Genomic DNA, 12723 nt, shown 5'->3' on the forward strand with positions numbered 1-12723 from the left:
GATCGTTTAGGCCACGCGACGGATCGGAAAAGTGTCTCCCATTTTTCCGGTCGCGCTTATCGGCCGAAGATCGTCCTCCATTGTCAAACACCGCATTTCGATGTGGGTATGCGGTGCCAACAGTTCAAGACGTGAGGAAAACTATTTTTCTGCACCTAGTTGCGCGACGCAGCCGCAATAATTTCCGGAAGATGGACGAATGAAACGCGTCACAATGATGAACGGAATTGGTGAAGAAGCGCGCAGCGTTTTCCCCTGCTGTCATTCCCGGCCGAGCCAAGACGCGTCAGCGTCCTGCGAGGGGAAGGGAACCCAGGTCGTGTCAACGGCACGCTGCTGGTGATGATCTTCGCTCGTTCTTCTTCGTCGAATGCGTTTCGGCTCCTGGGTCCCCTTCCCGTCGCTGCGCTGTGCTAGCTCCGCCGGGGATGACAGATAGGGTGCGCTCGTGGAGGGAAGAAAACGTACGCGGAGGAGTCACGCTCTCCATTTCTGCACCGCGCATTCTTTTCTGCCCCACGCGGGCGCACGAGTTTTCTGCGTTGGCACTCAGAACGCGGGGGGAAGTGTCCGCAGTCGCGCGCAGCGCGCTAGGACAAAGGGGGGCTTATCTTCGCGCAAAAACGATCCCCCCTTCCCCGCCTTCGGCGGGACTTCCCCCCACGGTCTTAGTGCCGGTATGAAAACCTTGCGCCCGTGGAGGGCAGAAAAGGAAGGGCGAAGTCGCGTGGACGCCCGACGCTACACCATTTCCGGCGGCGCGGCGGTGAGCTTGAGGAGTACCGTTTTGGTGCCGAGCCGCGGATGGGTGGCGGTGAGGGTTACGGTGCCTGCGGTTTCGCGGGCGCGGATCCACACCGCCCCGACGCCGCCGAACAGTGCGAACGGATTGTCGCCGATGAGATCGGCCGGGCCATCCAGTTTCAGCACGATAGGATCGTTGGCGAACGGCCGCACATTGCCGAATTCGTCGGTGACCTTCAGCACCACGCGGGTGACATCGGCGCCGTCGGCAGTAAGCTCGCTGTCGTCGGCGGCGACCACGAATTCGCGATCCGCGCCTTGGCCGGAAAGCAGGCGGGTGATCTTCAACGCGCCGCCGATATAGCCCTCGATCTTCAGATCGCCCCAGTCCCAGTCGATGGTGTGTTTGAGGTCGACCGTGAACGGCGCGTATTTCAGGTGCGGGAACTGCTTGCGGTCGGGCTCGACCTCGGCGAACTGCTTCCAGCCCTCCGGACGCTTCAGATAAAGACGCAGCCGCTCGCAATTGGATGCGATCATCGCGGTATCGAAATGCTCGTTCGAGTCGCCGATGGCCCAATGGAACGCCGGTTCGAGCACGATCTCTTTCTCGGGCGCGATCTGGGAGCGGTAGAACGCCGCCGCCGGCTTGGGCAGCCGGAAAATGTCCATCACCCCGTGATAGCAGATGCGGTCGCCGGAGCCGAAATTGTTGTGCGTGTTGTAGTCGAAGGCGCACCAGCCGATGGCGCCCGAATAGCGCGGATCGCTCAACATGGCGTCGTGCATGCGCGCGTGGCGGATGAAATGCTCGGTATGCCGCTCGTTGTTGTCGATCGGCTTGGTCGGGAACATGTGGCCGCAGAATTCGGTGTTGAGCTGGCGCGAATGGCGCGGCGGCTTGAGCGGCCAGCCGAAGTCGTTGATGGTGAAGACGTCTTCGAGGAATTCCGAATTATAGTTGCCGCCGGTGCGGATGCCGCCGGTCTGGCGGGTGGGATCGAGCAGATGCGCCAGCGCATTGGTGCGGGTGTAGAAGTCGTGATCGTCGGCCGATTCATTGATGCGCACGCCCCACAGCGCGATCGACGGATGGTTCCAGTCGCGCGTAACCATGCGCTCGACGTTATCGACCGCGATGTCCTTCCAGGCGGCATCGCCGATATGCTGCCAGCCGGGAATTTCCTCCAGCACCAGAAGCCCGAGTTCGTCGCAGGCATCGAGGAAATGGTGCGACTGCGGATAATGGCTGGTGCGCACGATGTTGATGTGCAGCTCGTTCTTCAGAATCCAGGCGTCGTGACGCTGCGCCCGCTTGGCCATCGCCTGCCCGACGAAGGGAAACGTCTGATGGCGGTTGAGGCCGCGCAGCTTCACCGGCTTGCCGTTGAGCTCGAAGCCGTGTTCGGTGAATTCGGCATGACGGAAACCGAAAACGCGGGTGTCCTCGTCGATCACCGCCCCGTTTTCGATCAGGCGCACGCGCACGGTGTAGAGCTTGGGGCGATCGAGATCCCACAGCGTGATCTTGGGCAGCTTATGGAAGGACACCGTCGTCTCCGCTCCCGCAACCGCCTTCGTGGCCGTCGCCAGAACCTTGCCGCCGTCTTCCAGGCGCACTTCGAGCTTTTGCGCGGACTTGCCCTTGTCGGTGAGGCACAGAACGTCGAGCGCGGGCGCGGTCAGCACCGATTTCGGCCGTACCGCGATGTTGGCGACGAAGCTTTGCGGCACGATGCGCAAGGCGACTTCGCGATAGAGCCCGCCGAACGTCAGATAATCGATGACATTGCCGAAGGGCGGAATGTCGGCGCGCTCGGTGGCATCCACTGCGAGCGACAGAAGGTTTTCTTCGCCGGGTTTCACCTGCCCCGTCACTTCGAACGAGAACGGCGTGTAGCCGCCCTTGTATTCGCCGAGCCGCTGGCCGTTGACGTGAACGGTGGTGGCCGTCATCGCGCCTTCGAAATCGATAAAGACGCGCTTGCCCGCCGCCGATGCGGGAACGCGGAACTTGCGCCGGTAGAGCGAAACGAACTCGTATTCTTTGTCGTCGAAATTGTGCCAGGGAAGCACCTTGTTGGTGTGGGGCACGATCACTTTGGCCATGCTGGTTTCATCGAAACCCGCCGCGTGACCGCCGGCCGGAACGGAGGGCAGAAAGCGCCAGCCGCGATTCATCGGCAGGATGCGCCCCGCCGGAGCGGACTGAGACTTCGCCGCCGCAAACGCCTGCGCACCGAGCGCCGCCGCGCCGGCCAGAGCCGTTCCCGTCTTGATGAAATCGCGCCGATCCATTCCATGCCTCCCGAATATATTTATATGATAAATACTGTACATTGATGCCGGACGAACACAACACGCTGCGCCCCGCTAAAGCACAATTTTGTGTGAGTTTTTCGCCCGGCGCCAGGACGCGTGCCCGAACCAAACAAAAAGCCCGGAGATTGCTCTCCGGGCTTTTCGAACGCTTGCTGAAGAAGCGGCTTACTTGTCGCCGTCTTCTTCCTCTTCCTGGTGCTTGCGCAGAGCGGCACCGAGGATGTCGCCGAGGCTGGCGCCGGCGTCGGAGGAACCGTACTGAGCAACGGCTTCCTTCTCTTCCGAAATTTCGCGCGCCTTGATCGACAGGCTGATGCGGCGGCTAGCCTTATCGACCTGGGTCACAAGCGCATCGACCTTGTCGCCGACGCCGAAGCGTTCGGGACGCTGATCGGCACGGTCGCGCGCCAGATCGGAGCGGCGGATGAACGCCCGCGCGCCGCCGTCGAGCTGCACTTCGACACCGCCGTCGTTGACTTCCGTGACCACGACCGTGACCACCGAACCCTTGCGCAGCGGACCGGCCTTCTCCATCGGATCCTGGTCAAGCTGCTTGATGCCGAGGCTGATGCGTTCCTTCTCGACGTCGACGTCGAGCACCTTCGCCTTGACGGTCTGGCCCTTCTGGTAGTCCTGCACGGCGACGTCGCCGGCCTTGTCCCAGGAAAGGTCCGAAAGGTGGACCATGCCGTCGATCTCGTCGGCAACGCCCACGAACAGACCGAACTCGGTGATCGACTTGATCTCGCCTTCGACGACGGTTCCCGGCGGATGTTCGGCCACGAACACCTGCCACGGATTGTCCTGGGTCTGCTTCAGGCCCAGCGAAATGCGGCGCTTGTTGGAATCGACTTCCAGCACCTGCACGTCGACTTCGGCACCGGGGGTGACGATCTTCGACGGGGCGACGTTCTTCTTGACCCACGACATTTCCGAAACGTGGACCAGACCTTCGACGCCCGGCTCCAGCTCCACGAAGGCGCCGTAATCGGTGACGTTGGTGACCTTGCCCTTGAAGCGGACGCCCTGCGGATACTTGACCGCAACGCCTTCCCACGGATCGGTCTGCAGCTGCTTCATGCCGAGGCTGATGCGCTGGGTGTCGTGGTTGATCTTGATGATCTGCACGGTGACGGTCTGGCCGACCGACAGAACTTCGGTCGGATGCGAGACGCGGCGCCATGCGATGTCGGTGACGTGCAACAGGCCGTCGACGCCGCCGAGATCCACGAACGCGCCGTAGTCGGTGATGTTCTTGACCACGCCTTCGACCACCTGCTTCTCCTGCAGGGAGGCGACCAGCGACGAACGCTCCTCGGCGCGGCGCTCTTCGAGCACGGCGCGGCGCGACACGACGATATTGCCGCGACGGCGATCCATCTTCAGGATCTGGAACATCTGGGGCTGGTTCATCAGCGGGCCGACGTCGCGCATCGGGCGAACGTCCACCTGCGAACCGGGCAGGAACGCCACGGCGCCGTCGAGGTCGACCGTGAAGCCGCCCTTGACGCGGCCGAAGATGACGCCCTGAACGCGCGCCTGATCGTTGAACGCCTTCTCGAGGCGGACCCAGCTCTCTTCGCGGCGGGCCTTGTCGCGCGACAGGACGGCTTCGCCCATCGCATTCTCGACGCGCTCGAGATAGACCTCAACCTCGTCACCGACGACAACCTTCGGCGCCATGCCCGGCATGGCGAATTCTTTCAGCGAAACGCGGCCTTCCGTCTTCAGCCCGACGTCGATCACCGCGAAGTCGTTTTCGATCGCGACGATCTTGCCTTTGATGACCGAACCTTCGGCCGGGGACTGGGTGACGAAGCTCTCTTCGAGCATGGCCGCGAAATCATCGCGGCTGGGGGACGAAATCGATTCATCCCGGACTTTGGTGACGGAGTTGTGATGGCGAGCCATGGATCCTCTAAATGTTCAAACGGGTTTGCCGGCCGGATCGCTCCGGACGGACTTCCACGCGCGCGCGATCGCCCGCATGGCGGTTGGTTTTCAGAAAAGTTCGGGAGGCTGACGACAGCGCCCGCCGGGTCTCCTTTACCCCTTGGCAGACGAGGCCAGCACGTTCTCGACCGCTGGAGAAACCAGGGCGAGGGCTGCCGCGAACGCAGCGTCTATATCCAAATTGGAGGTGTCGAGCAACTGGGCGTCATCGGCCGGCTTCAGGGGCGCCACGGCGCGCGTGCGGTCGCGCGCGTCCCGCTCCTGGATTTCGGCCAAAAGGCGAGCTTCGTCAGGGGGATCGCCGGGATTGGCGGCGCTGAGTTCCAGCCAGCGGCGATGGGCGCGGACTTCGGCAGAGGCGTCGACGAACAGCTTCACGGTGGCGTCCGGGCACACGACGGTGCCGATATCGCGGCCGTCGATCACCGTGCCGGGGGGCAGTTTGGCAAAGGTGCGCTGGTAATCGAGCAGCGCCTGGCGGACCGCCGGATGGGCCGAAACGATTGAGGCCAGCATGCCGACCGCGGCGGTGCGGATGGCCGGATCGTCGGCGCGGCGATGATCGATATGGCGGGCGGCTTCGACGGCGTCGGCCTCTTTCTTGGGATCGCCATGCGCCTCGGCCACCCCGAGCCCGACGAGCCGGTACAGCGCCCCCGAATCGAGATGATGGAAGCCGAAATGCTTGGCCAGCTTCTTGGCGAGCGTACCCTTGCCCGACGCGGCGGGTCCGTCAACGGCGATGATGATGGTCATGTCCGTGTCCTTGTTCCCTAAACGCTTATTGCCAATCGAGGGCGGAGGGAAGGTTGAAGGACGCCACACACACGTGTATGATTAAATCATACACCGAGAGACACCCCGATGCGCAATACCAGCCCGCTCAGCATCACCCTGCCCCACGACATGGCGGCGATGGTCAAAGAGAAGGTCGCGTCCGGTGAATACGCCACCGAGAGCGAAGTGATCCGCGATGGCCTACGCATCCTCAAGGCGAGAGACGAGATGGTCGAGGCTTGGCTTCGCGGTGAAGTCGCCAAGAGCTATGATGACCTCGCAGCGGGAAAAGAAGGGGGCATTCCGGGCAAGGACGTGATGACCAAACTGCGCGCCAGTTATCGGGCCCGGCTGTCCAATCGCGGGAAATGAAAGAATATCAGGTCGTTTTTGCACCCAATGCGGAGCAGGACCTCGATGACCTCTACTGTTACATCGCTGATCACAGCGGCTTGGCGCGGGCGGAAGACTTCGTCGGCGAACTGGTCCAAGAGTGCTTGGAACTCCGAGCCTTTCCCGAACGCGGAAGCCCGCGCAGTGATATCCGCCCCAACCTGCGAACAACCAGCTACGCCAGACGGGTTACGATCGCCTATTCTGTAGATCAGGGAGCATACACGGTCGCTATTCTCGGCATTTTCTACGGCGGCCGAGATTTCGCTCACCTGCTAAAAGGCGACGATCCAAAGTGACGCCATTCAGCCGAATTTGCGTTCCGGCATGGCGGGCGCAGGATACTGGCCCAGCCGGACATGCCAATAGCACCACGAACGCGGGTCGATAATGCCCGGCGGCGCCTTCAGCAAGGCTTCGCGAAAATCGGCTTCGGTCAGATAGCGGCGCAGAATGTTCATGTCCTCGTGCGTCGCCCGCGCGAAAGCATAGGCCAGAAACCGCACCGGATCGGCCAAGGCTTGTTCCGGCGGCTCGAACCACACCAGCCTTCTGGCCAGTGCCGCGGTCTCGTCGTTGAGCGGAATCGGGGTCATGAGAGACCTTCGATGTCCGGCAGCCGGTCGAGATCGACTCTGGCGACCGCCTGGACCAGTCGCGTTCTTACCGCGGGCGGCAGAGCGTGCAAAGTGCCTTCCTCGAAGAAGCACAGCGCCTTGAGCGTGATTTGCGGATTGAAACTGTCGCTGTAGATCGCTCGTGCGCAGGCAAGTGCCTCAGCCAGGGAAACGCCGTGCGCCATCAGTGCATCGATGTCGATGTAATCCTTGGCTTCCGCCCGCACCTGGACGACCCGCGCTTTTGCCCCCGCCAAATCACGGAGCGAGGCTATGCGCACGGCGTTTGGGGCGATCAGCGGCGGCAGGAGGCGTTTCAACTTCGGCAGGCCGAAGAACGATAGCTTGACCGGCCCGCCTCGGTCGACAAGGCAACTCAACGTATCGGGATCACGTTGAATCACCTCCGCACCGCCGAGAAACGAAAACGACGGCAGCAAAACGTCGGGATCAAGCGATCGGTCGGAGAAAAAATCGAAATCCACCGACGCACGATGACCGAGCTGCAGCGCGATGGCTGTACCGCCGTAGAGCACGAAATGCTCCGGCAATTCGCCAAGTTCGTCCCACACCCGTCGCTGCGCGGGGGGCAAAATGTCGAGGCGGGGGGCGAACGGTGTTCCCATCAGTTCACTATAGGCCGGACGTCATCGACCAACCAAGAGCTCCAGTAGACAACGAATTCCCTCACTTCCCTTCGGAAAATTCCTTGAACAGGGCGGGATCGGTTTCTTCCAGCACCGTGATGCCGTGCAGGTGGTTGGCGGAGACCCAGGGCAGCCAGAAGCGGTGGCCGCCGACGCCGCGGCCATGCCAGCCGGGGCCCATGCTCCAGTGTTCCTGCTGCCAGCCCGGTCCCTTCATGTCGTAGAGCCGGCCCGGCAGCGCCACCATCGACTTGGTGTCGTGCAACAGCACGCGCGCGACGTCGCGATAGTGCGTGTCGCCGGTGAGGCGATAGAGCTTGGCATAGGACGGCACCGCCCAATCGAGATACTCGTCGGCGCCGCCGGCCGAGAGCGCCGTGATGCCCTGCAAGCCGACGGTCGGAACGCCCTTCTTCCAGTGCAGATCGGCGTTATTGGCATCGACCGGCATCGGCAGGTTCCAAATCCAGATCCAGCTCTCGGCGAAATCGCCGGCGGCCTTGGCGCGCTCCAGCCACTTGGCGTCGTGCGTGGCGTCATAGAGGCTGAGATAGGCCTCCAGGCTCAACATGCCGGCTTCCTTGTCGGTGATGTTGGGATTGTCGCTGGCGCCGCCGACGAACAGTCCGCGCTGGCCCCAGTTCGACCACACGAACTCCCCGGCCTTGAGCGCCGCATCCTGGTATTTCGGATCCTTGGTGATGGCAGTCATCAGCACCAGCAGCGGCACCGGCGCGTAGCTGGCGGTTCCGCTCGCCTCGGCAACAGCATTGCTGCCGCGCTCCCAACGCCGCGGAAACGAGCCATCGGCGCGCTGCTGCTGAATCAGCCAATCGGAATAATTCTTCACCCAGGCGAGCCATTCGGGGTGATCGCGGTTCAGCGCCTTTTCGCGCGCGTAGGCTTGCATCAAGACGCGCATGTCTTCCGTTGCGTTGCGCAAATAGGGCGACAGCCAGACGTGATCCCACACCTTGCCGGTGGCGAGATCGTAGCCGGTTCCCTGCAGCGGAACGGTCGGCAGCGCTTCGATCATCGATTTGATGATGGCGAGGCCGGTGGCGCGCATCTTTTGCCCGCGTTCGCTCGGATCGCGGTCGCCCTCCCGCAGCAACTGGTCGGCGCATTCGAGATTCTTGCTGACGAACCCCATGCCGATCATCGTCCAGTTCCATTGCAGCTTGTCGGTCACGGTCGAGAGTACGAACGGAATGCCGGTGCGGCCGCCGATGGTGGCGGAATTGGCCTGCAAGTGGTCGAGCAGGACCGTTCGCACCTGGGCGACATCGATTGGCGTCACCGGCGGCTTCAGCGTCTGCCACGCCCAGCGCCAGGCATTGCGCGACATCTGCGGGAACGAACCGTCGTGGGCAATGCGGAACGCGACCTGATAGTGGTGGTCGACACCACGCGCGATCGGATGATAGCGCCGTACCGGCGACGGCGCCGACATCATCGGCTTATCCGGCAGCGGCGGCCCGAACAATCCGACATTGCCGGGGAAATCGAAGCCGAACTGGACCGGACCGTCTTCGACCTGCTTGGCGCCCAAGGAGCCGAACTGGAAACGGGCGTCGGTCAGGATCGGCGCACTCAGCGTCGTATCCGCCATGGTCGTGTCGCCCCGCGGCGACGGATCGAGAATCGAAACCGACCATCCGCCGGCAAAGGCCATCGCAAACAGCGGCGCCGGCAGCATATCCTCGCGGACGACCAGACGATGGGCCGCAAAATTTAAGGTGCCGCCGGGCGAGCGCGGGCCGTCGAAGGTCGGGTCGGCATAGAGAATGCCCGGTGCCAGGAATTTCACGTCGTTCCAGGCGACACTGCGCTCGACGTCGAACGCAATGGACGAGGCAAATCCCCCCTGCCCGTCGGCCATCACCTGAACCTGCCGCGACACCGTCACGACATCGCCGTGCATCGTCCAGACGTCGCGGATGTGGAACAGCGCGCGGCCATGCTCTTTGAGATCGGCTTCAGCGACCACGCCATCCGGCGTGCGGCGCAGGGTCTTGTATCCCGCTGCCAGCGACTGCGGCACCTGCCCGTTGTGGAGGATTTCGACGCGTGCGGGGCGGGCTTGCGCGATGCGCGGCGTGCCGTCGATCCGCAGCCCCCAATCGCCTGGGCCATTACGGACGAAGGCGACTGCAGGTCCGCCGTCAACGCGGCCCAATTCCATCGGAGGTGCCGCCTGCGCGGCCATGCCGAGCAGACAAAAGACAACCAGAGAAGCCTTGCCGAACATGTCGTGCGCCTCCAATGCCGTGAGGCGTGACATACCGGTTTTCACGATCAGCGCCTACGCTTGCGTTAGTCGCACACCGCGATGGTTGTGGCTGCTACGGCTCCGGCTTCAGGTGGTGTTTCTTGCCGGTTTCTTCGGACTTGGAGGCGATCCAATCCATCAGGGCGAAGAAGACGCCGGAGGCGAGGAACGTCATGTGCAGGCCGATCAGCCACGAGAGCTTCTTGGGGTCCATCTCGGCGCCGGTCTTGGCCAGCTCCATGAAGGCCCGCAGAAGCGAGATCACCGAGATCGCGACGATCGAGCCGATCAGCTTCATCTTGAGGCCGGAGAAATCGAGCGTGCCCATCCAGGCGGGGCGATCGACGTCGCCGTGGGTGTCGATCTTGGAGACGAAATTCTCGTAGCCGGAAAACACCACGATGATGACGAGGTTCGCCGCCAGCGACAGGTCGATCAGCGACAGCACCAACAGGATGACGGATTCCGGATCGAGCGCGAAATGCACGATCAGGCCTTCGTAAAGCTCGTAACAGAAGCTGCCGAGCAGCATCACCAGCGCCAGCACGAGGCCGATATAGAACGGCGCCACCAGCCAGCGGGCCCCGAACAGAAAACTCTCCAGCAGGTATTCCAGCCCCTTGCGCTCGCGCATCGTACTCTCCCCTAGCCTTCCGCGAACACCGCGCCGAGGCCGCCCATCAGATTTTCGAACTCGGGGAAGCTTGTCGCGATCATGGCCGTGTCGTCAACCGTGACCGGGGCTTTTGCGGCCAATCCCATGACAAGAAACGCCATGGCGATGCGGTGATCCATGTGGGTGGTGACCGTGCCGCCGCCGGGAACGCCGTCGCCGCCGAGACCTTCGACCACCATGCCGTCTTCCAGCTCCTGCACCGTCACGCCGTTGGCCCTGAGGCCGGCAATGATGGCGGCGAGGCGGTCGCTTTCCTTGACGCGAAGCTCTTCGAGACCGCGCATGATGGTGTTGCCGTCGGCAAAGGCCGCCGCCACGGCGAGGATGGGGAATTCGTCGATCATGTCGGGGACGCGCTCGGGCGGGACTTCGACGCCCTTCAGCGCCGAGGCGCGCACTTTGATGTCGCCGATCTGCTCGCCGCCCGATTCGCGCTGATTGACGATCACGAGATCGGCGCCCATCTCCTGCAGGGTCGTGAACAGGCCGGTGCGGCGCGGGTTCAGCAGCACGTCGTGAAGCAGAATGTCGGAGCCGGGCACCAGCAGCGCTGCCACGATCGCAAACGCCGCCGAGGAGGGATCGCGCGGCACCGCCACGCTGATCGCCTTCAGTTCCGCCTCGCCGCCCACGGTGATGACCTCGCCGCCGTCCGGCAGGGGCTCGACCGAAATGTCGGCGCCGAACGCCGCGAGCATCTTTTCGGTGTGATCGCGGGTCAGAGTCTTTTGCGAAATCCGCGAGCGGCCGGGGGCATTGAGCGCCGCCAGCAGCATTGCCGATTTCACCTGGGCCGAAGCCATCGGCACCAAATACTCGACCGGCATCGCCTCGACGGCGCCCTTCAGGGTGACCGGCATCAGCCCGCCGGGACGGGCGTCATATTCGGCTCCGTACAATTTTAACGGTTCCAGGACCCGGCCCATCGGCCGTTTGCGCAGGGATGCGTCGCCCGTAAACACCGCGGTGACCGGGGTGGTGGCCATGGCGCCCATGACGAGGCGCGAACCGGTGCCGGAATTGCCGAAATCGAGCACATCCTCCGGCCGGCGCCAGCCGCCGACGCCGGTTCCGGACACCTTCCAGGCCCCCGGCCCCTGGCGGACCACCGAAGCCCCGAAAGCGCGGACCGCTTCGGCGGTGTTGAGCACGTCCTCGGCCTCCAAAAGCCCGGTAATCCGGGTTTCTCCGAGGGCCATCCCGCCCAGAATCAGGGCGCGGTGGGAGATCGATTTGTCGCCGGGGACGGTGACCGCCCCCGTCAAAGCCGACGAACGGCAACCTCTCAGGGGACGGGCTGGGCTGGACATGGTGGAAATCCTCCGGCTCAAGGGGGAAAAGGCCTAGCCCAACGGTTGGCCGGGTCAAGGGGTTCTCCGCTGCGCGGGGGGTGCGGCGTCGGCGACCGCGACGCGGCACATTTCCCTGAAACGGGCTCTTTACAGACCCCTGCAACCGTGGCAAACGACCCGCCCTTCGGAAAGCGAACAGGACTCCGACATTGGTCAAAGCTGATCTTGGTACGAAGCGCGTGTGCCCGTCTTGCGGAGCGCGGTTCTACGACCTGAGCAAGCGTCCTATCGAGTGCCCGAAATGCAGTTTCGCATTCGAGCCCGAAGCCCTCTACAAGCAGCGCCGTCCGCGTCAGCCGGAAGCCGCTGAAGCTCAAGTCCCCGCCGGCGAGACCGACGACGAGGATAACGAGGAGGAAGTCGCCGAGAAGGAAGAGGCGATCGTCGAACCCATCGAGGGCGAGCCCGAGCTCGATACCGGTGAGGAAGACGGCGAGGAAGAGGAAGTCGCCGAGGAGCCCGAGCATGCCGAAGGCATGAGCGTGGTCGAAGGCGAAGACGCCGCCCTTGAGGAAATCGACGACGAAGACGTCGAAGAGGATGACGGCGACGACGGCCTGCTCGAAGAGGTCGAAGAAGACGAAGACGATGTCAGCGGCATCATTGACGCCGACATCGAGAAAGACGAGCGCTAGCTTTTTTTGTCGCGCAACCGGGCGGGAAAACCGCTTCACACTTTTCGCGGTTGCGCTTAAAGAAGCGTTCCTGATTTGCCTACCCCCGCCTCCCAGGGCGGGACAGTCTGGATAAGGGGCCATAGCTCAGCTGGGAGAGCGCCTGCATGGCATGCAGGAGGTCAGCGGTTCGATCCCGCTTGGCTCCACCAGCCTACGCTGCGCAGCAGCGGAGGCTGCCGCGACGAAGCCCGCAGGGCGAAGTCGGGCTGGACCTCGGATAGCGCAGCTTCGGCTCGGCAAGCCTCTCTTACCTCCGACGATTTTGCTATCTAGCTCCACGCTGCGCAGCAGCG

Annotated in this window: 11 protein-coding genes and 1 tRNA gene; 4 read left to right on the plus strand and 8 right to left on the minus strand. The window is 63.2% G+C overall.

The window, feature by feature from the left end:
- Positions 1 to 741: 741 nt before the first annotated feature.
- The 3 genes from FHS84_RS00955 to cmk all read right to left on the minus strand — a co-directional run bounded on the left by FHS84_RS00955 (position 742) and on the right by cmk (position 5769).
- On the minus strand, positions 742 to 3042 hold the full coding sequence (locus FHS84_RS00955; protein WP_166929351.1) for a glycoside hydrolase family 2 protein: 2301 nt from the start codon (positions 3040 to 3042) through the stop codon (positions 742 to 744).
- Positions 3043 to 3231: 189 nt separating this feature from the next.
- Complete coding sequence (gene rpsA / locus FHS84_RS00960) at positions 3232 to 4977, minus strand: 30S ribosomal protein S1 (protein ID WP_166929353.1); 1746 nt, start codon at positions 4975 to 4977, stop codon at positions 3232 to 3234.
- A gap of 135 nt (positions 4978 to 5112) precedes the next feature.
- Positions 5113 to 5769, minus strand: coding sequence for a (d)CMP kinase (gene cmk / locus FHS84_RS00965; RefSeq protein WP_166930122.1), 657 nt, complete (start codon positions 5767 to 5769; stop codon positions 5113 to 5115).
- A gap of 114 nt (positions 5770 to 5883) precedes the next feature.
- On the opposite strand from cmk, the gene FHS84_RS00970 reads away from it, so the two are divergent.
- Positions 5884 to 6168: a type II toxin-antitoxin system ParD family antitoxin gene (locus tag FHS84_RS00970; protein WP_166929355.1), complete on the plus strand. Its 285-nt coding sequence runs from the start codon at positions 5884 to 5886 to the stop codon at positions 6166 to 6168.
- Entirely contained in the window at positions 6165 to 6488 is a 324-nt protein-coding gene (locus tag FHS84_RS00975) for a type II toxin-antitoxin system RelE/ParE family toxin (protein WP_166929357.1), read from the plus strand. Before FHS84_RS00970 ends, FHS84_RS00975 begins: the two co-directional genes overlap by 4 nt.
- Positions 6489 to 6494: 6 nt before the next feature.
- Here the strand turns inward: FHS84_RS00975 and FHS84_RS00980 are convergent, their stop codons facing one another.
- From FHS84_RS00980 to aroA, 5 genes are all read right to left on the minus strand, one after another.
- The gene (locus tag FHS84_RS00980; RefSeq protein ID WP_166929359.1) at positions 6495 to 6785 is read right to left on the minus strand and encodes a hypothetical protein; all 291 of its coding nucleotides are present in this window, start codon (positions 6783 to 6785) and stop codon (positions 6495 to 6497) included.
- Positions 6782 to 7432, minus strand: a complete 651-nt coding sequence (locus FHS84_RS00985) for a nucleotidyl transferase AbiEii/AbiGii toxin family protein (RefSeq protein WP_166929361.1) — start codon at positions 7430 to 7432, stop codon at positions 6782 to 6784. The genes FHS84_RS00980 and FHS84_RS00985 overlap by 4 nt, the downstream gene beginning before the upstream one ends.
- A 61-nt stretch (positions 7433 to 7493) precedes the next feature.
- Positions 7494 to 9737, minus strand: coding sequence for a glycoside hydrolase family protein (locus FHS84_RS00990; protein ID WP_166929363.1), 2244 nt, complete (start codon positions 9735 to 9737; stop codon positions 7494 to 7496).
- A gap of 61 nt (positions 9738 to 9798) precedes the next feature.
- Positions 9799 to 10359, minus strand: a complete 561-nt coding sequence (locus FHS84_RS00995) for a TIGR00645 family protein (protein WP_166929365.1) — start codon at positions 10357 to 10359, stop codon at positions 9799 to 9801.
- An 11-nt stretch (positions 10360 to 10370) separates the two neighbouring features.
- Entirely contained in the window at positions 10371 to 11711 is a 1341-nt protein-coding gene (gene aroA, locus FHS84_RS01000) for a 3-phosphoshikimate 1-carboxyvinyltransferase (RefSeq protein WP_166929367.1), read from the minus strand.
- 191 nt (positions 11712 to 11902) lie between these two features.
- On the opposite strand from aroA, the gene FHS84_RS01005 reads away from it, so the two are divergent.
- Complete coding sequence (locus tag FHS84_RS01005) at positions 11903 to 12388, plus strand: TIGR02300 family protein (RefSeq protein WP_166929369.1); 486 nt, start codon at positions 11903 to 11905, stop codon at positions 12386 to 12388.
- A gap of 115 nt (positions 12389 to 12503) precedes the next feature.
- Positions 12504 to 12579: transfer RNA gene (locus FHS84_RS01010), tRNA-Ala, on the plus strand.
- Positions 12580 to 12723: the final 144 nt, after the last annotated feature.

Origin of the sequence: Rhizomicrobium electricum (genome assembly GCF_011762045.1) — a bacterium.
GTDB lineage: Bacteria > Pseudomonadota > Alphaproteobacteria > Micropepsales > Micropepsaceae > Rhizomicrobium > Rhizomicrobium electricum.